This window comes from Longimicrobium sp., assembly GCF_048594345.1.
Taxonomy (GTDB): domain Bacteria; phylum Gemmatimonadota; class Gemmatimonadetes; order Longimicrobiales; family Longimicrobiaceae; genus Longimicrobium.
Genome location: NZ_JBMDXM010000257.1, coordinates 1 through 24245, shown reverse-complemented (window position 1 = coordinate 24245; position 24245 = coordinate 1). Strand labels below are relative to the sequence as shown.

22 protein-coding genes are annotated in these 24245 nt (G+C 68.4%); 6 read left to right on the top strand and 16 right to left on the bottom strand.

Going from position 1 to position 24245, the window contains the following annotated elements; all coding sequences use genetic code 11:
* From ACOJUJ_RS27545 to ACOJUJ_RS27530, 4 genes are all read right to left on the bottom strand, one after another.
* Positions 1–1203, bottom strand: a 1203-nt coding sequence (locus ACOJUJ_RS27545; RefSeq protein WP_420130147.1) for a pseudouridine synthase, incomplete at its 3' end; no start/stop codon positions are given.
* Entirely contained in the window at positions 1166–1753 is a 588-nt protein-coding gene (scpB, locus tag ACOJUJ_RS27540; RefSeq protein ID WP_420130146.1) for an SMC-Scp complex subunit ScpB, read from the bottom strand. The genes scpB and ACOJUJ_RS27545, both read right to left, overlap by 38 nt.
* Positions 1750–2499, bottom strand: a complete 750-nt coding sequence (locus ACOJUJ_RS27535; RefSeq protein ID WP_420130145.1) for a segregation and condensation protein A — start codon at positions 2497–2499, stop codon at positions 1750–1752. Before ACOJUJ_RS27535 ends, scpB begins: the two co-directional genes overlap by 4 nt.
* Positions 2499–3185, bottom strand: coding sequence for a site-2 protease family protein (locus ACOJUJ_RS27530; RefSeq protein WP_420130144.1), 687 nt, complete (start codon positions 3183–3185; stop codon positions 2499–2501). Before ACOJUJ_RS27530 ends, ACOJUJ_RS27535 begins: the two co-directional genes overlap by 1 nt.
* Positions 3186–3341: 156 nt before the next feature.
* On the opposite strand from ACOJUJ_RS27530, the gene rpsT reads away from it, so the two are divergent.
* The gene (gene rpsT, locus ACOJUJ_RS27525) at positions 3342–3596 is read left to right on the top strand and encodes a 30S ribosomal protein S20 (RefSeq protein WP_420130143.1); all 255 of its coding nucleotides are present in this window, start codon (positions 3342–3344) and stop codon (positions 3594–3596) included.
* A gap of 288 nt (positions 3597–3884) precedes the next feature.
* Positions 3885–4157 carry a hypothetical protein gene (locus ACOJUJ_RS27520; protein ID WP_420130142.1) on the top strand — a complete coding sequence of 91 codons (273 nt, stop codon included), beginning with the start codon at positions 3885–3887 and terminating at the stop codon, positions 4155–4157.
* Positions 4158–4919: 762 nt separating this feature from the next.
* Here the strand turns inward: ACOJUJ_RS27520 and ACOJUJ_RS27515 are convergent.
* On the bottom strand, positions 4920–5129 hold the full coding sequence (locus tag ACOJUJ_RS27515) for a hypothetical protein (protein ID WP_420130141.1): 210 nt from the start codon (positions 5127–5129) through the stop codon (positions 4920–4922).
* Positions 5130–5419: 290 nt separating this feature from the next.
* On the opposite strand from ACOJUJ_RS27515, the gene ACOJUJ_RS27510 reads away from it, so the two are divergent.
* On the top strand, positions 5420–6712 hold the full coding sequence (locus ACOJUJ_RS27510; protein WP_420130140.1) for a cation:proton antiporter: 1293 nt from the start codon (positions 5420–5422) through the stop codon (positions 6710–6712).
* Between the two features lie 569 nt (positions 6713–7281).
* Here ACOJUJ_RS27510 and pyrF read toward each other — a convergent pair.
* Positions 7282–8238 (bottom strand): orotidine-5'-phosphate decarboxylase, encoded by a 957-nt coding sequence (gene pyrF / locus ACOJUJ_RS27505; protein ID WP_420130139.1) that lies wholly within the window; start codon positions 8236–8238, stop codon positions 7282–7284.
* Between the two features lie 205 nt (positions 8239–8443).
* On the opposite strand from pyrF, the gene ACOJUJ_RS27500 reads away from it, so the two are divergent.
* Complete coding sequence (locus ACOJUJ_RS27500) at positions 8444–8977, top strand: carboxymuconolactone decarboxylase family protein (RefSeq protein ID WP_420130138.1); 534 nt, start codon at positions 8444–8446, stop codon at positions 8975–8977.
* 141 nt (positions 8978–9118) lie between these two features.
* Here the strand turns inward: ACOJUJ_RS27500 and ACOJUJ_RS27495 are convergent, their stop codons facing one another.
* The 4 genes from ACOJUJ_RS27495 to ACOJUJ_RS27480 form a co-directional block, all read right to left on the bottom strand.
* Positions 9119–9766: a hypothetical protein gene (locus ACOJUJ_RS27495; protein WP_420130137.1), complete on the bottom strand. Its 648-nt coding sequence runs from the start codon at positions 9764–9766 to the stop codon at positions 9119–9121.
* Positions 9767–9788: 22 nt separating this feature from the next.
* Positions 9789–10232, bottom strand: a complete 444-nt coding sequence (locus ACOJUJ_RS27490) for an NUDIX hydrolase (protein WP_420130136.1) — start codon at positions 10230–10232, stop codon at positions 9789–9791.
* 559 nt (positions 10233–10791) lie between these two features.
* The gene (locus ACOJUJ_RS27485) at positions 10792–11646 is read right to left on the bottom strand and encodes a caspase family protein (protein WP_420130135.1); all 855 of its coding nucleotides are present in this window, start codon (positions 11644–11646) and stop codon (positions 10792–10794) included.
* A gap of 69 nt (positions 11647–11715) precedes the next feature.
* On the bottom strand, positions 11716–12573 hold the full coding sequence (locus ACOJUJ_RS27480; protein WP_420130134.1) for a hypothetical protein: 858 nt from the start codon (positions 12571–12573) through the stop codon (positions 11716–11718).
* Positions 12574–12823: 250 nt separating this feature from the next.
* On the opposite strand from ACOJUJ_RS27480, the gene ACOJUJ_RS27475 reads away from it, so the two are divergent.
* Complete coding sequence (locus ACOJUJ_RS27475) at positions 12824–13603, top strand: RNA polymerase sigma factor (RefSeq protein WP_420130133.1); 780 nt, start codon at positions 12824–12826, stop codon at positions 13601–13603.
* 70 nt (positions 13604–13673) lie between these two features.
* Complete coding sequence (locus tag ACOJUJ_RS27470) at positions 13674–14639, top strand: hypothetical protein (protein WP_420130132.1); 966 nt, start codon at positions 13674–13676, stop codon at positions 14637–14639.
* Positions 14640–14728: 89 nt separating this feature from the next.
* On the opposite strand, the gene ACOJUJ_RS27465 is transcribed toward ACOJUJ_RS27470, so the two are convergent.
* The 6 genes from ACOJUJ_RS27465 to ACOJUJ_RS27440 form a co-directional block, all read right to left on the bottom strand.
* Complete coding sequence (locus ACOJUJ_RS27465) at positions 14729–17764, bottom strand: CHAT domain-containing protein (protein WP_420130131.1); 3036 nt, start codon at positions 17762–17764, stop codon at positions 14729–14731.
* 581 nt (positions 17765–18345) lie between these two features.
* The gene (locus ACOJUJ_RS27460) at positions 18346–19611 is read right to left on the bottom strand and encodes an McrC family protein (RefSeq protein WP_420130130.1); all 1266 of its coding nucleotides are present in this window, start codon (positions 19609–19611) and stop codon (positions 18346–18348) included.
* 31 nt (positions 19612–19642) lie between these two features.
* The gene (locus ACOJUJ_RS27455; RefSeq protein WP_420130129.1) at positions 19643–22210 is read right to left on the bottom strand and encodes an AAA family ATPase; all 2568 of its coding nucleotides are present in this window, start codon (positions 22208–22210) and stop codon (positions 19643–19645) included.
* Between the two features lie 57 nt (positions 22211–22267).
* On the bottom strand, positions 22268–22480 hold the full coding sequence (locus tag ACOJUJ_RS27450) for a hypothetical protein (RefSeq protein ID WP_420130128.1): 213 nt from the start codon (positions 22478–22480) through the stop codon (positions 22268–22270).
* 83 nt (positions 22481–22563) lie between these two features.
* Entirely contained in the window at positions 22564–23040 is a 477-nt protein-coding gene (locus ACOJUJ_RS27445) for a hypothetical protein (RefSeq protein ID WP_420130127.1), read from the bottom strand.
* An 895-nt stretch (positions 23041–23935) separates the two neighbouring features.
* Positions 23936–24245 (bottom strand): hypothetical protein (locus ACOJUJ_RS27440; protein WP_420130126.1); only part of this gene is annotated, 310 nt, incomplete at its 5' end.

Below are 24245 nucleotides of genomic sequence, written 5' to 3'. Positions count from 1 at the left end.
GTCGGCGAACTCGTTGTTCGGACGGGGGCGAGCCGGCGCGTCGGGACGCTTGCGCGGCGGCCCATCCGCATCGAACGACGAACGAGCCGACTTCGCATCCGTCCGCTTGCGCGGCGGAGCATCCGCATCGAATGACGGGCGAGCGGACTTTCCGGCGGGACGCTTGCGCGGCGTCGCGTCCGCATCGAACGCGGGACGCGCGGACTTCGCGGCGGGGCGCGCCGGCTTGCGCTCGTCCGCGGACTCACGGCGGGGACGGTTGGCCTCATCGCGGCCGGCCGACTTGCCGCGGGGCGCATCCGTCTTGCCCTTGGCACCGGCGGGCTTGCCGTGGCGCTTGCCCGGCTCGTCTCCGTAGCGGTTGTGCGCGTCGTGCGCGGGCGCCTTGCCGCGCGGCGCGGGCGCCTCGGCATCCGACGACGGCCGGGCGGCGCGGGCGGGCGCCTTTTCGATGCGCGCGTCGCGCACGTGCGACAATTCCTCGGGCGCCACGATGCGCCACTTGCCGCTGGGCAGCTCCGCCAGGTCGATGGGGCCAAAGCGGCGCCGCACCAGGCGCATGACCTCGTGGCCCACCGCTTCCAGCATCCGCCGCACCTCGCGCTTCTTGCCCTCGCGCAGCACCATCTTGAGCCGCGACTGGCCGTTGCCGGCGGGGCCGATGAGCTTGGCGGACTCGGCCCTGGCCACGCCGTCCTCCAGCTCCACGCCCTCCATCAGCTGCCGCAGCACGGCATCGGACGGCTTGCCCGTCACGATCACGTCGTACTCCTTGGTGATGCCGAACGACGGGTGGAGAAAGCGGTTGGCCAGGTCGCCGTCGTTGGTCAGCAGCAGCAGCCCCTCGCTGTCGCGGTCCAGGCGGCCCACGTGGAACAGGCCGTGGTACTTGTCGGGCAGCAGGTGGTACACCGTCTGCCGGCCGAACGGGTCCGTGCGCGTGGTGACGTAGCCGGTGGGCTTGTGCAGCGCCAGCCACATGGTGGGCGCCACCTTCACCTCCTCGCCGTCCACCTCCACCCGGTCCACACCGGGAACGACGGTAAGCCCCATCGCGGTGACGGTTTCCCCGTTCACCGCGATGCGGCCGTGCGTGATCATCTCCTCCGCCGCGCGCCGCGAGGCGATCCCGGACCGCGCCAGGAACGCCTGGAGCCGGACCGGCTCACCCCGCTTGAGAAATCCCGGCTGCCGTGCTGCCATCTGCCTCTTCCTTGCGTTGCTCCCGCCGCGCCAGCACCACCGGCAGCTCCTCGCTGCGCGGCAGGTCGTCCAGGCTGCGAAAGCCAAAGTGCTGCAAAAAGAACTGCGTGGTCCCGTACAGCAAGGGCCGTCCCAGCCCCTCGCCGCGCCCCACCACCTCGATCAATCCCCGCTCCTGCAGCGTCTTGAGCACGCCGCCCGCCCCCACGCCGCGAATCTCCTCCACCTCCGCCCGCCCCACGGGCTGCCGGTACGCCAGGATCGCCAGCGTTTCCAGCGCCGGCCCGCTCAGCCGCTGCGCGCCGGGCACGGAGTCGAAGCGCTCCAGCACGGGCGCAAACTCCGGCCGGGTGAGCAGCTGGTATCCGCCGCCCACCTCGTAGATGGTGAACGCGCGCGCGTCGCGGTCGTACTCGCCCCGCAGTTCCGCGATCGCCGCCTCGACCCGCTCCTCGTCCAGCGCCTCGTCCGCGCGCGCCAGGTCCGCGGGCGACAGCGGGCTTTCGCTGGCGAAAAGCAGCGCCTCGATCACGCGGCTGGCCCGGATCACGCCGCCTCCCGCTCCTGCTTTGCCCGGTAGATCCACAGGCTGGCGAAGGGGCTGGCCTGCCGCACCCGCACCATGCTGCGCTTGGCCAGCTCCAGCGACGCCAGCAGCGTGGCCACCGCGTGCAGCCGCGTTCCCCACGGCGCCACGATCTGGGCAAACTCCACGCGCCGCGCCAGCTGCAGCGCCTGCAGGATCTCGTGGATCTTGTCGTCCATCTTGATCTCGCGGCCGCGCACGTGATGGATGGTCTCCGGCGCGTTAAGCCGCTCCACCAGCGCGCCCATCGCCACCTGCACCTCGTCCCACGTGGTTTCCAGCGGCAGGTCGGCCAGCCGCGGCGCCGGCCGCGCCTCCACGAATCCGCGGGCATAGATGCGCGACCGCTCGCGCTCCGCCCGCTCCAGCAGCCGCGCCGCCTCGCGAAAGTGCTCGTACTCCAGCAGCCGCCGCACCAGGTCGGCGCGCGGGTCCGCGGCCTCGTCGTCGTCGCCGCGGCGGGGAAACAGCATCTGGGCCTTGATGCGCACCAGCGTGGCCGCCATCTCCAGAAACTCCCCCGCCCGCTCCAGCTCCAGCCGCTGCAGAGAGCGGATCGCCTCCAGAAACTGCTGCGTGATCTTCGAGATGGGGATGTCGAAGATGTCGATGTCCTGGTTGCGGATCAGGTGCAGCAGCAGGTCCAGCGGCCCGTGAAAGCGCTCCACGTCGATGTCGAACGGGCCGGCCTGGAGCGCGGGCGCCTCCATCACACCCCCGGCAGCAGGCCCGGGTTGACGATGGACATCGCGGGCCCCATCAGCAGTCGCGCGGGGACCAGGATGAGCGGAAAGAGAAACCGCAGCATCCCCGTAAGCACCAGCACCCACAGGACGATCATCCCGTACAGGGAGAGGGTCTGGTACTGCTGCCGCAGGTGCGGCGGAAGCAGGTGGTACATCACGTGCGACCCGTCCAGGGGCGGAATGGGCAGCAGGTTGAAGAGGATGAGGCCCACGTTCACGACGACGCCGATGACCATCATCTCGAACAGCGTGCTCAGCGCTTCGGGCGGCGCCGCCATGGAGCGGGTGGACGCGGCGAGCACGAACAGCAGGACGGCAAAGCTCACGGCCAGGAGGGCGTTCATCGCCACGCCCGCGACGGAGACCAGGATGTCGCCCCGCACGTAGTTGCGGAACTTGCGCGGGTCCACCGGCACCGGCCTGGCCCACCCCAGCAGCGGCATCCCGGATCCGATGGCCATCACGGGAAAGATGATCGTGCCGAGCCAGTCCAGGTGGGCCGCGGGGTTCATGGTCACCCGGCCCTGCCTGTACGCCGTGTCGTCGCCCTGCCTGAGCGCCACCCACGCGTGCCCGAACTCGTGCGCGGTCAGGGACAGCAGCAGAACGGGGAGCGACAGGAGTACGGCCCGCAGATCGAAAGTTCCCATGGGCTCGCAACCTAAACGGCGCCCGGAAGGATGTCAAAACGAAGGCGCGGCCGGGGTTGACAGCTGCGGCGGGTGGGGGTAGATTAGGGCTTCCTGTTTTCTGGACAAAACCGAAAAGCGGTGCCTGCGGGTGCCGATCCAGTTGGAGAATCCGCCTTGCCGAACGTAAAGTCCGCCGAAAAGAGGATGCGGACCAGCGCCGCCCGCGCCGAGCGCAACCGCCAGTTCCGCTCCAAGATGCGCACCGCGCTCAAGAAGGTGCGCACCGCCAACGACGCCGAGACGGGTGCCACCGCGCTGCGCGAGGCTTCGTCGCTGCTGGACCGGGCCGCGCGCAAGCGGATCATCCATCCCAACAAGGCCGCCCGCGCCAAGAGCCGTCTGACCGCGAAGATCGCCGCCCTCGGCTGATCCGCGCGACAGCACGCTCCACCGATGCCCCGCCGACGCAGAGTCGGCGGGGTTTTCGTGTTTCTTTCCGCCGCGGTGCACGCCCGGTCATCCGCTCCTGCTCTCCGTCCGCCTCCGTCCCCGCCCCGTTCTGCTCACCGTTCGCTTCGCGGCCCGCTTCGCCGTGGAGTGGATCCATCCCCGCCCATCACGGTTCGTCCCTTTGTCCTGCTGCGTGGCGACCGGCGCGCGTACCTTGCGCCGTGTAGTGCAGAATCGAGCGAAACGTCCTCACGAGGAGCGGAAAAGATGAACAAGCTCAAGCTGGATGATCTGGCCGTGGAAAGCTTCGACACCACGGCGGAGGCGAAGGAGGAGGGCGGGACGGTGTTTGGCGAGCAGCAGTGCACCTGCCCCACCAACTGCACCTGCCCCGGCTGTCCCACCTGCGCCACCTGCGCCACCTGCGGCTGGGTTTCGTGCCAGACCAACTGCAACACCTGCGATGCCACGTGCGGCGGCAACCAGACCTGCTGGGACAGCTGCGACGCCATCTGCGGCACGTACTACTGCACGGACTGATCTCCGAGGCGGATGCGAAGGGCGCGGAGAGCATCGTCTCTCCGCGCCCTTCCGCGTTCTGCGCTCGTCAGAGCCCACCGTCCGCCCTACCTGTCATCCTGAGAGAGGCGCCCCCGCGAACCGTCGCCAACGCCCGGCAGCCCGTGCGCCGACCGAAGGATCTCCATCCAAAACGCGATGAAGCCCGCCCTGCCGGGCTCGTCAGAGCCCCACCGTCCGCCCCACCTGTCATCCTGAGAGAGGCGCCCCCGCGAACCGTCGCCAACGCCCAGCAGCCCGTGCGCCGACCGAAGGATCTCCATCCGAAGCGCGAGGAAGCCCGCCCTGCCCAAGGCTCGTCAGAGCCCCCACCGGTCCGCCCCGCCTGTCATCCTGAGAGAGGCGCCCCCGCGAACCGTCGCCAACGCCCAGCAGCCCGTACGCCGACCGAAGGATCTCCATCCGAAGCGCGATGAAGCCTGCCCTGCCCAGGCTCGTCAGAGCCACACCGTCCGCCCCACCTGTCATCCGGAGAGAGGCGCCCCCGCGAACCGTCGCCAACGCTCAGCAGCCCGTGCGCCGACCGAAGGATCTCTATCCGAAGCGCGAGGAAGCCCGCCCTGCCCAGGCTCGTCAGAGCCCCCTCGTCCGCCCTACCTGTCGGGTGAGGTTGCCCGCGTCAGCACGCGGAGCCCGTCCACAAGCGATGATACGGAACGCGAAACCGCCGGCCGCGCACAGGGCGCTCCGGCCGGCGATTCGCTCGACGTGGAGGATCCACCGTCAGCGGTTCTCGGCCGCGTCGTTGTCGCCTTCCGCCGCGCAGTTCTTGATCGTCACGCAGGTGGTGATCAGGCAGGTTCTCACCAGGGTGCAGTTCTCCGTCTCCACGGTATCGTCATGGCCGCGCACGGTACCGCGGGCGGGCTGCACCTCCTGCGTGGCGAAGCTCTCCACCCGCAGCGTATCGACATCCAGCGCCAGCTTCTTCATCGTGATCTCCCGGTGGATGATGGCCGAGCCGCCTTCTTAGCGCAGCGTTCGCCATGTCGCAATTCTCATGCATCCCGACATTTCCTGCTCGTTACGGAGCCTCCGCGAGCGCCACCGCAAACCACGTCGCCTCAAGACGCCAGGGATGAACCTCGTTCGCTTGCGAGGGATTGAGGCGCCGGCTAAGTATCTCCGCCCCTTGGCGAGCATAGCCCACGTGACGAGTTCCACCTTCCTGCCCCGCCACTTCCCTCCTTGCCGAACGACCGTACTGCTCTCCGGCTCTGCCAGTGACGGCGATCAGCACGCTGCTGGCCCAGGTGCTCGTGGTGCTGCTGGCGGCGCGGATGCTGGGCGCCGCGTTTCGCCGCATCCATCAGCCGCAGGTGGTGGACGAGATGGTCGCGGGCATCCTGCTGGGACCGTCGCTGCTGGGATGGGCGGCACCAGGCGTGTCGGCGTTCCTGTTTCCGCCGGACGCGCTGGGCCCGCTGAACGCGCTGAGCCAGGTGGGCCTGCTGCTGTTCATGTTCCTGCTGGGGCTGCACCTGGACCTGGGTACGCTACGCGGCCGCGCCCCGGCGGCCATGCTCATCAGCCTGGCCAGCATGGTGGTGCCGTTCGGGCTGGGCGTGCTGCTGGGGATGTACCTGCATGCGGACCTCGCGCCGCCCGGCATTCCGCTGACAGGATTTGCGCTGTTCATGGGCGCGGCGATGAGCGTGACCGCCTTTCCCGTGCTGGCCCGCATGGTCGCCGAGCGCGGGCTGCTGCACACGCGGCTGGGCACCATCGCGCTCGCCTGCGCGGCGCTGGACGACGTGATCGCGTGGTGCATTCTGGCCGCCGTGGTCGCGCTGGTGCGCGCGGGCGCCGGGCCGCTGCCGCCGTGGGCCATGCTGGCGGGGGCGATCGTCTTCGTTGCCGCGATGGTGCTGGTGGTGCGGCCGCTGCTGGCGCGGCTGGCCGTGCGCTTTAGCGAGAGCGCGAATCGGCAGCGGGACGCGCTGGGCATGGTGCTGCTGGTGGTGCTGGCGGCGGCGTGGACCACGGAGGCGCTGGGGCTGCACGCGCTGTTCGGCGCGTTTCTGGCCGGCGTGGTGATGCCGCGCGACCGCACAGTCGCACAGGCGGTCGCGGGGCGGCTGGAAGATGCCACCGTGGTGCTGCTGCTTCCGCTGTTCTTTGCGTTTACCGGGCTGCGGACGCACGTGGCGCTGGTGCGGGACCCGGGTCTGGCGGGGGTCCTGGCGCTGGTGATCGTGATGGCGGTAGCGGGAAAGTTCGGGGCGTCGGCGCTGGCGGCGCGAGTGGCGGGGATGGAGTGGCGCGAGTCGGCCGCCATCGGCGTGCTGATGAACACTCGCGGGCTGATGGAACTGGTGATTCTGAACGTGGGGCTGGAGATCGGCGTGATCTCGCCCACGCTGTTCGCCATCATGGTGGTGATGGCGCTGGTGAGCACCGTGATGACCACGCCGCTGCTCGAGTGGATCTACCCCGCGCGCCTGGTCCACGCCGAGACGCCCGCCGACCCGGCGACGGATCGCTGGCCGACGCCGACTGTGGAGAACGCGCGTTGAGCTCCTGAACCGGGTGCTCCTCTCCCAACCTCAAACCACTGATTTCCTGAGGGAGCGCCACCCGGAACGTGAACCAACACGATCGCTTGCGCGCGACCGAAGGATCTCGTCTGCCCCACGAAGGGCTAAGATCCGGGCGCGGTATCCGGCCTCACGGTTCGGCCAGCGAGATCCTTCGGTCGACGCCAGAGTGCCGCTGTAGCAGCAGGTTCGGAGCGGCGCCTCCCTCAGGAATCGAGCTGTTGATCGATTTCTTTACGCACGCTCTGAGGGACTTGAACGGCTCCTGGGGCTGGGCCTCGCGCGACCCGACAAAGATCCTTCGGTCGCGCGCAAGCTTCGGCGGTCCTGAAAGTTAGGGGCGTGCGCTCCCTCAGGATGACAGTGGGATGACGGTGGGATGACAGTGGGAGGCCGATGGCGGCTCGTGAGCTTTGGCAACACCTCTCATATCATATCAAGAAATCAGCGCCGGGGAGGGTGGTAAACGCCTCAAAAGAAGAAGCCCGCCGGACAGTTTGCCGGCGGGCTTCGTCATCCCCACATCCTGCGTTCCGTCTTTCGCCGGCTCAGTGCGACGCGGTGGGCCGACTGCTGGCGATCTGGCGGACGTCCTCAACCATCTGCACGGCCGCGGCGCGGATGGCACCCTCGGCGCCCAGGTCGGCGACGCGATCGGCGGGGGGATAGAGGATGCTGCGCGAGGCGCTGACCAGCGCGCCCAGACCGTCGCTGTTGAAGAAAGGCGACAGCTGATCCGCGCCCGCGCCCTGCGCGCCGTAGCCGGGAACCAGGAAGAGCGAGCGCGGCAGGATGCCCCGGATGGCCGCCGCGGCGTCGGGAAAGGTTCCGCCCACCACCGCGCCGATGGCGCTGTATCCCGACGCTCCCACAAGCGCGTCCGCCTGTGGGGCCAGCAGCCCGGCGACGCGCTCGTACATGGGCACGCCTTCGCAGCGCACGTCCTGCAGATCCGCGGAACCGGGGTTGGACGTCTTTACCAGCACAAAGATCCCCTTGCCGTACGCGCGGCACGCGTCGATGAACGGCGCGACGCCATCCATCCCCAGGTACGGCGTGACGGTGAGAAAGTCGGCGTCCAGCGGCGACGGGCCGTGCTCACTTCCCAGGTAGGCCCGCGCGTACGCCCGCGCCGTCTCGCCGATGTCGTTGCGCTTGGCGTCCATGATCACGGGAAGCCCCTTGGCCCGCGCGTAGGCCACGGTTTCGCGCAGGGCGCGGATGCCGTGCTCGCCGTACACCTCGTAGTAGGCGGACTGGGGCTTTACCGCCGCCGCCAGGTCGTGCACGGCGTCGATCACCAGCCGGTTGAAGTCGGTGATGCGGTCCGCGCACGCGGCCGGGTCGGTGGAGGGACCGCCGGGCACGGGCAGGACGCCCTGCATCAGCGCCAGGTTGGGATCCAGCCCCACCACACACGCGGAGCCGATGCGGCGGATCCGGTCGATCAGCCGGTCGACCGCGGTCACGGCGGAACCGTCCGCGGCATTCGTGTGCGTGGGCATGGCTGCTGGCGAAAAGGGAGGTGCGCGGGTCCCGCCCGCGCGGCGCGGCATGGTACGGAGCCGCTGGCCGCGACGCAAGCGAACCGGGCACCGCCCCTTCCGGGATGCGGGGCAATCGACGGAATCCGCCCGGCGTGGGTGCGCGGCGGGCCGGGTCGCATTACTCTTTGGGCTCCGACCCCGTTTTCCTTTACCGATTGATCCCATGGCCCACATCGCGGTGCGCGACGGAATCCCCGGAATCCGTTCGCTGATGGACTTTGATCCCGAGACCGGCGGCCTGCTTTCCGCGCTGGCCCAGGCGCTGCTCCGCCGTAGCGAGGGGCTGACCCCCGCCGAGCGCGAGCTGATCGCCACGCACGTCTCCACGCTGAACCGCTGCACCTTTTGCGCGTCGTCGCACGGCGCCGCCGCGCGGCACCTGCTGGGCGATCAGGCCGCGCTGGTGGACGCGGTGCGGGATGACTACCAGTCCGCGCCGGTCAGTGAAAAGCTCCGCTCGCTGCTGGCCATCGCCGCTAGGGTGCAGCAGGGCGGACAGAACGTCCGGCCCGAGGACGTGCAGGCCGCCCGCGCGCACGGCGCCACTGACGCCGACATCCACGACACGGTGCTGATTGCCGCGGCGTTCTGCATGTACAACCGCTACGTGGATGGCCTGGCCGCGTGGACGCCGGAGGATCCCGCCGTCTACGACCGCATGGGCGCCATGCTCGCGGCCGAGGGTTACGTGCGGTAAACGGTTCTGCGACCATCAGTCGATTGGGACGGCTGTTCGTGCGCGTGAGAGTGAAGCGAACCCGGCTGATGCACAAACGAGGAGGACGCGAAGCCGAACTCGCGTCCTCCACTTTCATCCGTCGCGATCGCTGCTCCCCAATCAGCGTGCCGCCGGTGTTTGCCTGGCTTCCTTCAGAATATCGATGATAAGCTCACCCAGCGGAGTAAGTGCGGTGGTAATGTAGGAAGACTTTCCTACGAGGCTGAACGCCGTGTCCGAAAGAGCCGTGAGCCCGGTAATTCGCAGCGCGTGCAACGCGAGCGTCCGCCGCTCCCGCGACTCCTTCACATCTTCAGGATCATCCTCCTTAACCAGCTCCCAGATGTCCTCAACCATGGCCAAGCCGATGGCTGCGGTCAGCCTCCGAAATGATTCCAAGCCGATCTTCCCTCGGACGTAAGCCGAGAACACGAGGGCAAGGAGGGGAGCTTTCTGCAGGTCGTTCATCGAATCCAGCGACAGCAGAAGAGCCTGCCCGGTTCTTTCCGCTACGGCTGGGTCTGCCTCCATCTCGGCGGCAAACGCCTGTGCTTCCGCCGCCGGGATGGCATCCAGATCCTCAAGGAATTTTGCGATCTTCATCAGGAAGATCTTATCCGTCACGCTGCGGCTGGCCTGCGCCAACTTGATCGTAAGCCCCAGGACTGGAATCTCCTTGAGGAACTCATTATGGATGAAGATGTCGAGAGCGGGCTCCATGACATCCGCCGCAATCTCTAGAGCCTTCGAGCGGATTTCTCCAGGCATACGCAGAAACGAGGGAAAGGGATCAGTTCGTGTAGCCGCCTGACAGCAGTTCGTACAATCCGGTAGGATACAACGGCGGGCCGCCGGGCGCGAAGTGGGCAAGCGGCATCCACTTTACGGGATACGGCTCGCCACCCTCATCGCCCATGACCTCGTCCTGCGCGTAGAAGGATTCGTCCACGAACCGCGCGGTGAAGATGAAGGCGATCTCGTGCTTGGGGCGGCCCTGGTGCGTGAACACGTTCTCGATCACGCGCAGAAACGTGACGTCCGCCAGCTCCGCATCCAGTTCCTCGCGCATCTCGCGCCGCAGTGCATCCTCGGCGTACTCCCCGAACTCGATGCCGCCGCCCGGCGGGCCGAAGAACGTCTCGCCCTTCACGCGGTCGTGGTGCGAGCCTACGAGGATCTCGTCCCCACGCCGGAAGACGCAGACGATCTTGGGCCGGATGCGTGGCTCGCTCATGCGGGCGTCAGACAGGGTGGATCGACAGTGTATGCGCGAGAAACGACGCCACTCCAACGTATGATCAGTCAACGGGCGCTGTAAACCCGAGGCCGGCCTGCCCACCCGGACACGGCGGCAGCCCGGCGCCCACCATCGACCGACACCAGCCAGTCAGATCGTGGGCCTGACAAAATCCAACAAAAAAGCGGAGCCGGTACATTCGGCTCCGCTCTCGCACTCCCGCACTCACGCACTCCCGCACTCTCATACCGAATCCGGAAAACCCGTATCGATCCCCCGGCGGATGGTGTCATTCTGAGGGAGGCGCACCCTTGGTTCTGGCGGGATGCGCCAGGGCCCGTGCGCCGACCGAAGAATCTGCCTGATGGGCGCACGATTCTGTCGGCTACGTCTGACTTTGGCGCGAGAAGCCGCGCGTTCCGAAAGAGATCCTTCGGTCGGCGCACGGGTTTTCTCTGGTTTCCGCACGTTCGTGGCGGCGCCTCCCTCAGGATGACAGCAATCGTCAAACAGCGATTGTTTTGAGGATTCGGTATCGCACCTTCGTACTTCGCACTCATCGATAGACATCGGAGCCGCAGGCGCCGCCGCGCTCAAGGGAGAACGCGCGCTGCAACGGAAATCCGGGATCGGGGCTCCCCAGCATCAGGATCTGCGGCTCCTGGCGGGGGCCGCGCTCCGCCGCCACGCGGTCCCGCACCAGCCTGTGCAGGTCGCAGTACGTGCCGGGAAACCTTCCCTCGTTCCACAGGTCCATCAGGTGGTGCGTGAACAGGCCGTCCTCCGCCTTCTGGTCCTCGCGGGCAGAGGCGAGCAGGAGCACACTGGCGTGAATGCCGTCCGTGTCGTGCGGCGGCGCCCCGATGCACGAGCGGGTGTAGTCGGGCGCCTCGGCCAACCCTTCGTCCGAAGCGCGGTAGACGGTGCCCACACCGGGCATCATCCGCGACGCATACGGGTCGCGCCCCATGCGTGCGTCTTTTTCGTCCTCGCGGCCGGAGCCGGCGCTGTGGCAGCCGTCCGCCACCACCACAATGCGCACACCCGGCGCAAAGAGCCGCCAGTAGCCGGCCAGCTGGTCATCCAGGATCTCCCCATCGTACAGGCACCACGTCTCGTCCCAGCCGTGCCCGTCGTCGGCGTTGACGTCCGCCTCCAGGCAGCCGTGGCCGGCAAAGGATACGAGCAGGATGTCGCCCTGGGTCATGGACCCCGCCGCCGCGGTCAGCGCGTCGTGAACGGCCCTGCGCGTCGCCTCGGTGCCGCGCAGCACCAGCAGCGATTCATAGCCGGCCTTTTCCGCCAGGCCGGCCATTCGCCAGGCGATGTTCTCGCTGTACCGCAGCGGGTGGCCCAGCATGCGGCCCCGGGGAGCGTTGACGCCGATGTGGATGGAAACGGCACGTGACATCGCAAGCTTTCCGTACAGGGGTGCGCCGCCGCCCGGCGGGCGGCGGCGTAAAGCATGGAGGTGGGCCGATCAGGTGCCGCCCCCTCCGCCCGTGCCCCCGCCCGCGCCGGCCCCGGCCACCAGGCAGTCGTAGGCGTAGGCACCCGCGTCGGGCGGGATCTCGGGGCAGCCGCCGGTCCGGGGCGGAGCGTCCTCGAGCATTCCCCAAAAGCGGGGCAGGACGATGGGTACGGGCTCGCCGAACAGGCTGTAAAAGGCGGAAAAGTGCCTGGGGTGCTCACCCGGGTTGGGAAGCGGGTGATGCTCCAGGGGCAGCGGCTCCGGCGGCAGCTCCTGCACCGTTTCGTGAAGGATCTGGATGCTCAGCAGGCCGTTGCGCGGATACAGCGTCCCCAGATCGCGCGCCGTGCCGCCGCCCCCGATGGGCTGGCCCACCAGCGCCAGCGAGTCGCCGGGAAAGTCCGGGATCTCCCACTCCACCCGGTGCGCGATGGGGCGAAACTCGCCGGGGCGCATCTCCCAGCACACGCCGGGCGCCACGCGCGTGATGCCGCCCGCGTGCAGGGTGGCGCGCGCCGCCAGCTTCCTGGTGCTGTCGGGGCCCAGGTGGTCCGGGTCCACCGGCCTGCCCGTGATCTCCGCCAGGTCGACGATCTGGCTGCACAGCAGCGTGCTGGCCGTGTCGCCCTGGCCCACGGCCAGGCTGTAGCCCGTCAGCTTGGCCAGGGCGGGCACGCCCAGCAAGGGGCCGCCCTGCACCAGCGCTCCCGCGTCGTACACCACCACCGGGACGTGCCGGTCTTCGGGGCCGTGGTGGTGCCCGAACATCCCGGGCATCAGCACGTGCATGCGGCCGCCCCCGCCGCTTACAGGCTCGGGGACGAACAGGCACAGCCCCGAAAAGGTGATCCGGAGGGTGAAAGCCATGGGTGCATCCGATCATCGAAGGGTGGAAGGCGCATCCCGGAACTGTCCGGCCGGTGGCGGGAGCCGTATGCTCCCGGACGCAGCTACATGGGAGGGACGGCCATCCGGCGTTTTCCCCACCTCCTCGCTGGTGTAACGACGTCCAACCGGCGTACGGCGCGGCGTCGCATATTGATACGCGCGCCCCGGGCGGGTATTTTGCGCCGGGAACGAATCCGTTTCCGGCGCGACCCTCCCTCCCCAGGTCCGGATGTCTGACCGGCTGAACGCCGAGGCCGTTTTCATCGAGCATCTACGCACCATCGAAAGGGCAGCCGCCATGGCCAGCCGCAGGTACAGCCTGTGGGGCGACGAGGCGGAGGATTTCGCTGGATGGGTCAAGATGAAGCTGATGGAGGACGACTACGCCGTGTTCCACAAGTTTCGCGGCGAGTCGGACTGGAAGACGTTCCTCACCACCGTGGTCGCCCGCCACGCCTCGGCGTACTCGCGCGAACGGCTGGGCCGCTGGCGCCCGTCGGCCGAGGCGACCCGGCGGGGCCCGCCGGCGCCGGAGCTGGAGATGCTGGTCCGGCGCGACGGGTATACGCTTGCGCAGGCCGGCGAAAAGCTCCGCACCTCCGGTGCGACCACATCTTCCGACATCGACCTGGCGCGCCTTCTCCGCGAACTCCCCGAGCGTGCGCCCCTGCGGCCGGTGCAGGTGCCCGCCGAGCCGGTTCTGGAAGCGGCGCGTGCATCGTCCCGCGCCGATGCACGCGTGGCCGCGGCCGAGTCCGATGCCTGGCGTGGAGAGCTGATCGCCGCGCTGCACCGCACGATGGAACGGCTCACGGCGGAAGATCGGGCGATCCTGCGGCTCTACGGCGAAGGGCTCACCGCGGCCGACATCGCGCGGGCGCTCAACATCGAGCAAAAGCCGCTGTATCGCCGTATTCCCAGGCTGCGGGACGCACTGCGCGAGTACCTGGAGAAGGATGGCGTTTCGGCCGACAGCGTTCGCGCGCTGCTCACCCGGGAGGACCCGTGAATCCATTTCCGCGAATTTTGGCGCGTGTGTCCCCCCAAACGATTTGTACACTCATGGCCGGAGGTGCCCGGTGAAGGAGCCCAGACGCGACGACGAGCGGCTGTCCGCGCTGCTCGCCGGTCGGCTGGAGGGACCGGAGCGCGACGAACTGCTGGATTACCTGTCCACCGCCGACGAAGATCTAGAGGTCTTTGCCCATACCGCGGCCATTCTGCGCGAGATGGATGAAGAGGACGCGCAGGAAGCGGCGCGGAACGAGGGATCCACCGTACACACGGCTCCTTCGCCCGGCCGGGAAGTACCTGTGCCGTCCATGACGAGAAGTACGCGAGGCTGGCCTCGCAAAACCCCGCGGTGGGCCATTCCATCGGCCATCGTGGGGCTCGTCGTGCTCATGACACTGACATTGTCTCGGGGCCGCACGCCCGACGTGAGCCCGGTGCAACTGGCCGAGAACATCGGCGTCGCCGGCCCCGGGCTGCCGTTCGACACGGCCCAGCCCTCCAGGGGAATCCCGGGTTTACGTGTGCGGGGAGGAAGCGACGCTGAGCTGACGCCGGAATCCGCCGCGAAGGCAGGCGCGTTCCTCGTCCGCCTCGCGCTCGCCATCGAGGCGAGGAATGCGAGCGCCACCAGGACGCTGGCGCTCCAGACGCAGGAGCGCTTCGATCCACGGGGTGGCAGCAAACTCCGGGAGATCGCCTCACGCGCCGGCGCACCGAGAGCCGAGCTCCAGCCGCTGCTCACGCAAGCGAAGGAGCAGTTAGAGGATCGTAGACGTCGAGACGCCGGCTACCTGCGGCTGGGCGCGTGGACTGAGGCAGGGCGCTTGGCGGCCAGCCAGCGCAACGCCGGGTACTTCGGATCTGAGGACAGCGCCGATATGATCGATTCGGCCAAGCGCCTCACGAAGGACGATCCGCAAGGGCGGGCGGCGGTGGCGGCGATCCAGCGTGAACTCGAAGCGGAGGGGGGACTCGACTTGACTAGGCTGGAGACACATTTCACCGCGTTGCTAGCCGCGATCGCGACCTGAGCGCAACCGGCTGCGCAACGAAATGCGCGGGCCGCCCGGAATGGGTGGCCCGGGCATTCGTCTTCCCTTTGTTGCGTGCCTTGGAACGATCACCCACCGACGTAGCGAAAGCCCGCCCACACCGTGGGGGAGACGCGCTTGCGGCGCATCTCCAACTGGGCTTCTCTCAACGCGTCGGCGGGATCGCGGGACTTCTGGTACTCGCGGTGAAACGCCTCCATCAGCGGCTGCGCCAGACTGTCGTTCACCGGCCACAGGCTTCCGATCACGCCACCCGCCCCGGCGGAGAGGAATGCGCCCGACAGCCCCGCAAACCCGCCCGACCTCCCGTGCCGCGCCCGGATGGTGCTGCACGCCGAAAGCACGACGAGCCGCACGCCGCCCAGTTCCCAGCGGCTGATCGTGTCTGCCGTGAGCCGTTCCCTGCCGGCCAGCACCAGGAAGCTTTGCTCGGGCTGCGCGTCGTCGAATATGGCGTGCCCGGCGTAGTGGATCACGTCTGCCCTGGGCGCGCGTTCCCGCAGCGCGGCAGTGGAGACGTTGCCGCCGGCAAGCGTGTCGGCGCCGGGATACAGGCTCCGCAGCACCCCCATCTCCGCAAGCGCGCCATCCAGCGGGTCCAGCGTGGGGTGCTCGGCAGCCTCGAATGCGGGATCCGCCACCAGCAGCGCGCGCAGGGAGGACGATGCCGCAACGAGCTGCGACGGGCCTGCATCGGCCAGCCTGGATGCCAGGCTCAGTGTGTGCTTTTCCACCAGATCCTTGCCGGTCTGCCGATCGCGCAGCACGGAAAACGGCACCCGCCCGATCTCCCCGTCAGCGACGACAACGATCTTGGCACCTTCTGGCAGGCGCCTGCTCACCGGGCCGATCAGCCACGCATGCAGTTGCTCCAGCAGGGGTTTTGCGATGGCTTCGCGACCTGAATGCTCCAGCGCCCGGTCCGCCCGCTCAATCGTAAAGACCAGCGAGTCTCGATCCACGGGCCAATGGTCCAGGGTCACGAAATCACCTCGGACCGTCCAGGCGAGCAGCGTGTCGCCAATCAGCGCGTATTCCAGTACGACAATCCCCTCCGGCCCCCTGGGTCGGGTGTCCACGGCGGGGCGGGAGTCCGTCACGGGCCTGAACGCGACCCGCCCACGCTCTAGCGCCTGAAGCGCTTTGCGGGGGCGGTTGCCGCGGACGTGCAGCATCACCAGCTGGTCGAAACGGGCCCTTGCCTGTTCGATCAGCGCGGAACGAAGGTGGTAGGCGGGCTCGCGCGCTGAAGTTCGCTCGATCTGCGCCGTGATGCTGTCCAGGTCTGCACCCGCGCGCTGCCAATCGCCCCGCGCAAGCCGAAGATCCGCCCGGCGGGCAAGCGCGGTCATGCGCCACAAGGCGTGACCTTTGTCGCGCGTGAAGAACGCAATCGCCGAGTCGAGTTCCCTGGCCGGACGGTTGCCGATGACAGCACGCGTGCGGGTAAGAAAAGTCACTCGGTCGGGATCCGCCAGCGTCGGAGCCAACACGGATGCGGAGTCCAGATCGGCGTTGGCGCGCGCGGTGTCCCCCAGAACGAGGTAGAACGCAGCCCGCGCTTGCAGCGCCTCTGGCAGCACGCGAGGTATTTGCTGCGTCACGGCTACGTCTTCGTCCTGCACAGCCACGGCGGCTGCGAGCATTCCGTCTCTGGCCGCGTATTCCGCCCAGTCGCGAAACAGGGCGTGCAGCCGCACGGACCGGCGATGCGCACGCAGTGCCCCAGCGGCTTGGCGCGCCATCCGGTGGGCCGCCGGCGCGTCCCCTTGCTCATACAGAGCCCAGCCTTCCGCGGAGCGCATGGCTCCGTAGTTCTCCGTCTCACCCAGTCGCTCGTACGTCCGCGACGCCTGTCCGTAGTGCACCTGCGCTTCCGCGCCATCGCCGTCATCGAAGAGCTTCTTGCCCCACGTCCAGTGAACGCGCGCCGCCAGGGCCGGATAGCGGAGCGTGTCGCTGTCACTGAGGACCTCGAGGTACCGGTCATCTACCGCCTGAGCAAACGCGCGTGCCAAGGCCACGAGTGCGGGTGAGGACGGCCGGAGCTTCCGCACCTGGGCGTACAAGGCCCACGCCGTATCGCGGTTCGAGGAAAAGATCGCCTGCGCGCGCGCGTAGTCGGCGTGCGCGCGCGCCAGCGTGGTGGTGGCGGCGGGATCGCTTGCGGCGCTGCGGATGGCCTGCACCGCATCCGCCAGCGAAGCGTCGCCACGGGGGCGGTTGGCGAGCGCGGTTCCCAGGTGTGAGGCCAAATTCAGAAGCGAATCCGCGCTGGAAGTGCTGTCGCTGAGCACCGCGTTGCCCCACGCGCCGAGCACGTCGTTCCAGCCCTGTTCCCGTGCCTCCTGTGGATGGGCGTCTGCGTACGCATGCACCGTCGCCATGGGCGAAGACACGGTGGGCCTGTCCAGCAAGGTGGGGCGCTCACGCAGCTTACGTAATGCGCTCTGGCGCGCGCTGGCTTCATCCGCCCATGGAGAGTCGCCGTCCACAGCCAGATAGGCACTCCAGGCGGAATCGGCGCTCGTATCCAGGTACAGCGCCTCCGACGTGAGTGCGGCATTCCAGAGGGCGGACTGGTTCCGTGGCTCGATCATCAGCGCTTGGCGCGCGTAATTCAGCGACATGACCAAGTCCCGCGGAGTCTGCTTCTCCTGCGCGCGAAACTGGTACACGGCGGAGAGATCCACCAGCAACGGGACGGAATCCTCCCGCAGCCGGAGCACATTCTCAAGGTGCAGGATGGTCTCGTCCAGCGACGCGGGCTTTTCGTCCCACCAGAGCACCGCCGCCAGGGCCGAAGCGTGCAGCGAGTCGGGATCGAAGCTCTCGCGCGCGGCGGCCAGGTGCTCCAGTTCCAGCGGCATGTCCGCATCGTCGCCGCAACGCTCGCGCGGCATGGTGCTGTCCGCCGGAAGCTCTACCCGCGTGCACGTGCGGTACGCGGTTGGTACGGAAAGACGCGCAGGAAAGGCGCGCCCCGGCCGGGCCCGCACAAGCTCGTGCAGCACGCCGGCGGGCTGGTGGCTGCGGGCGTAGACGGCCCACGTCGCCAGCGCAACCAGGAGGAGCAAAGAGAGCGGAACAAGACGCCTGATCATTGGTTGCTACTGGCAAATGGGAGGGCGGAGATGCGGCTCTGCGCCAGCACCGGTCATGCGGCGGCGACGCCTGTAAGGCGCGACACAGCGGCGCGGAGAGGTGGAATCGGGCATGCCTGCGAGAGATCGCACGGAAGGGGCACTGCATCGCACTGCCACACAAGCTGGCCGATCAGGCGCGGAAACACAAGTTGCCTGACGGATCGCGTGCCTCGTCGTGCACCATCTTCACCGCGCTACTGCACCCGCGGCTCGTGACGGCGCAGCGGCAAAGGGACGAGGGGCGGCCGCAAGCACGGCCGCCCCCTCACGTGGGTCCTTCCGGGGCTGCTACAGCCCCTTCACCTCCGCCACCAGCACGTTCATGTGCACGGGAATACTGCTCGTTATCGACTGGTAACCAGTTTCCGTGTCACCACAGGATGGACGACAGGAATGCACTACGGACGCTCGGTGAGTTTCCATTACACGCTCTTCTTGCTGCGCATCAAGACCGGAACGGTTCTCGTGCCCAAGACTCCGGGAACCAGCGGAGCGTTCGGCGCTGGGCCATCCGGAGACCCGGATACGAATCGCGGGCATCAGGCTTTACCCAGCCGCTCAAGAATCAATTCGCGAACGGCCTGCAGCATGGGGCCACCGTTCGCGGCAAGCTCTTCGATGGCCAGTGACAGCGGGACCCCCACCGCGGTCAGCTCCGCCAGGTCAGCACCTGCGCCGTCTCTCACTCGCAGACGCTTTCGCTGCAGTGTGCCGCCACCGCACGGGAACAGCACCATCGCCTGTGCCACCCCATCGACTCTGGCACCTCCATACGCTCGGGCGTAGAGGAAGCCCTGGTACACGTCAGCGGGAGAAAGCTTGCGGTCGTCGTACGCCTTGTACTTGGCGTCCACACTGAGCCTTGATCCGGACGCGGCTTCCACCAGCAGATCGGGGATGATGCGCGCATAGGGCGCACCCCGGTCAACGTCCCAGATCAGCCGGTCCTGCCGCTGGCGGTGAACCCGCACTCCGTGGCCGGTGAGCGCATGCTCCACCAGGTGCGAGACGAACCGCTCGAAGAGCACGTTCATGTCGAGCAGGAACGCGAAACCGCGGTGCTCCCCGGCGCGCAGCAGTTCCCGTATCCCCATCGACCGCAGGAGCAGGGACGCCAGGGTATGGGCGGAGCGGTAATGCTCGTTCAAGCGGTGATAGTCGTCCCCAGACGGGGATCTCCACGCAGGCGGAGGGGCCGGGCACACCTCGGCGAACAAGGCGCGGAGCCGCAGCAGGTGCGACCGGGCCTGGGGATGCCGAACCCGCGGCGCCACCTGGGCCAGGGCCGACGCGAGGAGCTGGTTTTCCCAGACGTCGGATTCGCGCTCCTCGTAACGGCAGATCACCCGGTCCACCTGCCCGAACCGCTCCAGCACCTGCCGGTTGGCCAGGATTCGTCCGCGAACGGCCGGGAGCGCATCCTCGCGCTCCACGTAGTCCGAGAGCAGGCCGGCGCGAACGACGGATTCGCACTCGCGCGCGAAGAGCATCGCCAGCAGATCCAGCAGCGTGGCGCCGGAGGCGTGCAGGGTCCGCAGCCCGGAAAGGGCGCGCAGCGAGCCCAGACCCGCCGTGGCGTGGACCATGGCCGCCACGCCCGGATCACCGCCCGAGAGCTTGGGCACCACCCGCAACTCCCACTCCTCGAAGCGCAGCACGCCCACCCACGAGCGCGTCTCCACCCGTACGCCGTTCCTTGTCTCCAGGATCGTCATCCGCCGCGTCGCGTTCACCTCGTCCACCAGCCGGCGGTCGCGCGGAGTAAGCGCCACCCCGGCAACGTCGCGGGTTTCCCATTCCGCCACCGTCACGTCAGGGCGGCCGTGACCAAGACGGTCAGTCCTGGTCACGGGAGCTTCCGAACGCCGCCGCGAGCACGGCGAGGAGCCTGGATGGATCGGCCAGGATCTCTTCGTCCAGCGCCTGCGCCTCCAGGTCCACAAGGTCGCTGCCCAGGTATTCCGCAAGGCGGGAGTAGTCGTCGTAGCAGTATTCCTGCAGCAGGGGCAGGATCTCCTGGCGAAAGCGGCGCGCGAACTCGGCCGGCTCGTCCACGGCCCGCCCGTCCACGAGCAGGTACGAGTGCCCCACCTGCTTTTCCCGCCCTTCGTACTTCACGATGCGTCGATTCAGCCCGCCGAGAAAGTCGTCCAGGGCCAGTCCTTCGATGGTCGCGCCGCGCAGCAGCGTGTCGTCGGGCATCAGCTCCATGAACGCAAAGCGGCGGCGCAGCGCCGCGTCGAGCAGCTTGATACTGCGGTCGGCCGTGTTCATGGTGCCCAGCACCCGCACGTTCTCGGGGACGGTGAACGCTTCCCTGCTCTGCGGGAGCGTCACCACCAGACCGCGTTTGTCCTTTTCCAGGAGCGTGATCAGCTCGCCCATCACCCGGGCCACGTTGGCTCGGTTGATCTCGTCGATCAGGACAAGGTAGGTGCGGCCGGGATTGGCCTGCGCCTCGCGGCACACCCGCTTGAACACCCCATCCTCCAGCCGCAGCACCAGCGAGCCTTCACCGCGGTCTACCGGCCGGAAGCCCTCCACAAAATCCTCGTAGCTGTACGATGGGTGAAACGTGACCCGGGTAAGCGCGCCGATGCTTTCCTCCGCCTCCAGGTGCGGCCGCAGGCGGGGGTCACGCTCCGCGAGCAGGGACAGCAGGTGCCCTGCCTCGTCGTCCGTCAACGAGAAGAGCGTTCCCTGGTTACGAAGGCGCAGGGGCTCGGAGCGGGCGAGGATCGGGTCCGCGATCATCTCCTCGTACGTGGGGCCGTTGACCACGTCCGCGGCCCACTCCAGCTCGATCCGCTGGCCGTCTCCCGCCGGATGCAGCCCCTGCCGCACCCGGGCGAGCGCCACGATGCGCTTGTCCGGCGTCGACTGGTAGCCCACAACCAGGTCGCCCTTCTGCACCAGGGGATAGTTGCGCTGGATGCGGCCATAGCGGTACTGGACGGTGCGATTCCTCCGCAGCGTGTCCCAGCTCCACTGGCTGGGATTGGCGACCACCCACCACACCCGGCGCGCCACCTGGACCGTCGTGAGGCGTTTTTCTTCGGCGGCAAAGCGGTGGGGCTCTGCGATGACGGCCTCCGCGTCATCCCGCCCCTGCGCGCGGAGCAGGCTCCATACTGCAAACCGGCGCGCCTGGAACGTCTTTCCGGTCCCCGGCGGACCGTAGAGGATTGCCTGTCCCTTGCGGTCGAGCGCTTCCTGCAGCTCGGCGAAGAGGGGAGACGGTGGCGCCGGCGGTGGCGAGGCCGAATCGCCCCCCCTCCGCGCGCTCCCGGCGGGATCCGCGCCCGCGATCATCCGTGCATACTGCTCCGGCGGGATGTCGGCGACGGTAACCAGCGCCCACCGCTTTTCGGGCGGGATCATCCGTCCCGTTCCCTCCTTCCAGTCCACCCGCACGGTGTGCCGGTACCGCTCGCGTTCGTCGTCCCATACGTAGCCAGGCTCCATCACCTCGCCCACGGCCAGGATCTCACCCGTGCCCCGGTTTGCGACCACCAGGTCTCCGGGTTCCAGCTCACGAAGCCTCCAGACCTCGTTCGCCTTCTTGCTGACGGTAGGCTGGTGGTCCTTGTAGTGGTGCGCGAACACGTCGCTGAACCGCGCCCGGAAATGGGCCTTGCTCTCGAACCCCGCCAGGTCTCCCACCTCGTCCCATCCTACGCAGATCATCCCCCTGGCACGGCACTCGTCCCAGAACTCCGCATCGTGTCCCGGGGCGATCTTCACGATGCGGCGGACCTCGCGCGGATCCGCCCAGGCGTAGGCCAGCCGGGCCAGCTCGGGCGTGGACCACCCGGCGAGCTCCGGCCGCCGGCGAAAGGCATCGAGGAGCGCCCGGTTCAGGCGGACGCTGTCGTACGACGAGCCCTCTCCCTCCGGCCTTTCCATCAGCCGGAGAAAGTGGCGAAGGTGGTCGCGTGAATAGATGGGAAGCAGGTCCTCGCGGAAGTACACGTGCAGGGTCTTGGTCCGGAGCGAAGGTGCCCCGTAAAGCTCCGCGATGCCGTCCACTTCATCCCAGCGCCCGGCCGCGGCAAGGTCGAACTCCCTGAGGAACCCGCCCCGAACCGCCCGCCATGCCTCCTGCTCATCGGCGTAAGCGTCGGGGTAGTGCCACCGTCCGTCGCTGCCAAAGTAGATCAGGTGCTTGTTTGCCTGCCCGCCGCGCATGCTCCCCAGCTCGCGGGCGCCGAACTCGATCCACCAGCAATACGTTTCCTTGGGCGTGGTGGGGTCCCCGAGCGCGTACTCGGCCAGCGTCATCGCCGACCAGTGGTCCAGCGGAAAGCGCCGCAGGATCTGCTCGCGCTGCCGCTCACCCGTCTCGATGAACCCGTGGAACGATTCGCGGGAGTGGCGCTGCACCGCTTCCTGTAGCGAGATCATGATGCACCGGTGAAGTCGATGTGGATCAGACGTGATTGAGCCGGGTGCGGGCGCGCCCTACACCGGTCTCTCGTGGATGCGAAACGCGAGCGCCTTTTGCAGCGTTCGGGAATACGAGTATGTGCCGGTGTGATGATAGGTGCGTGAGGCCGCGACACTGGCGAACTCCCGCAGGAATTCGCGCTTCGTCATTCGAAAGGTGCCCGCGGGGGTCATGACGCGGAACGCCTCGTCCTCGGCCAGCGCATCGATGATGGCCGCGCGAAACACCAGGCGTGAGGCCCGATAGGCAGGGTCTCCCTCGACCAGCGCCGGAACCTGGCCCGATGTCCCGCGTCCGGACGGGGAGCGCCCTACGGCGCCCTTCTTCTGCCCCTCGATCCGCGCATGTGCGTCCTTGTCCAGCGGGATGGGGGGCGCCCGTCGCGGACGGGGTGGTGCAGCTCCAGCCGATCACGCTGGAGACGCTCGCCCGACACCAGGCACCGCTCCGCCGCCGCCCGGCACGCCGCGCGCGCCGTTCCGCCCAGCAGGTACCGATCCGTCGCGGCCTGCTCCGCGATCACCCACTGCCTGAGTGCGTTCAGCGCCAGGCAAAAGGCCTGAAAATCATCCGGCAGCTTGCCCTGCAGACTGGGCGGCAGCGGGTTATGGTCCAGAAAGTCCCGCACGGGACCCGTGTCGCGGGCCATCCGCGCCGCCTCCTGCTGCACGAGTGCACCGACCGGGCCGAGCAACTTCCGGAAATGCTCCCGCGGCACCTTGCGGTTCAGGACGTCCGGCTCCGACGCGCCGAGCCGCGCGTACTCGTCGCAGTACTCCCGCAGCAACTGCTCCCGGGCACCCGGGTGAGGCGGGCGGCCGGCTGGGGGCACTTGCAGTTCGTCATCATCGTGATGAGTCCGGATCCACTTCATGAACAGGGCCATCCAAACCGCTCCGCCAGGTACTGTTCACGCCCGCACTCAACGCAGCGGCCGGCGACGAAGCGGTGATCCCGCAAACTCGCGAGGCCCGGGCCGGCCGACACGGAGTAGTGCACGAGCAATCGCGCGGCTCGCGGCTCGGCCGCACGCCGGACCGCACATTCGCGGTGGTCGTGAAGCACCTGCCGGTTCGTCTGCGCGGTCCGTATCGACCCGTCCGGTAACGCCGCATCGCCATTCCGTCACCGTGTCCGGGTATTCTCCGCTGGAGGAACCACGTTTCGATGACGGACCCGTGGCGATCTGATGCCCCCGCCCGGCACGTCAGAGTGCGGCGACGCGGTCCTGGGCGGGCCCACGCAGACGGACGGCTGGGTGGCCGAGGCCGGAGTTCGGCAGTTCCTCCGCGTGGGCGGGCTGGACGTGGCGCTGAATCCCCGCGTGCGCTTTCGCAATGAGGATGAGACGTACACCGTGCGCGTGCCGATCTACTTCCTTCCCGACAAGAGCGGCACATCGCTCCTGGGCGGCATCGCTCCCACGTGGAACTCCGGAACGGAGCGGTTCGGCATCGCATTGTTCGTGGGCTCGGCGTTCAACCTCGACTCGCCCAGTCACCGGCCCTGTGGCCATCCCATACAGAACAGGCCCGCGAGCACAATGCCCGCGGGCCTGTCATGGTCACCGCATCACCGTGGATGGATGGCAGCCTCATCCATGCTCCCGGCCCCAGCGGCCGCCAACCAAGGCGCACGGAGACACCCGCGGTGGCGCAGATGCGGCAAGGTTCGGCCAGCGGTCAGAAGGTCAACGGCAGCACAGGCGCGCCGGAAGCGGCCTGCAGCTGGGCCAGCGCCCGCAGCGGGGCAAAGCGGGCGGCGATCGCCTGGCGCTCGGCCTCGCGGGCCAGCCCCTCGGCCTGCATGCGCTCCACGATCGGCGCCACGCCCACGCGGTAGCGCTCGGCCGCGTGCTCGCGCTGGCGGCCGGCCAGCACCAGGTTGGCCGCGGCGCGCTCCTGCAGCAGCGCCATCCGCCGCAGCGTTCCCGCGGCCACCTCGACCTCGCGGGCCAGCGCGGCGCGGCGCACGGCCAGCCGCGCGTCCGCC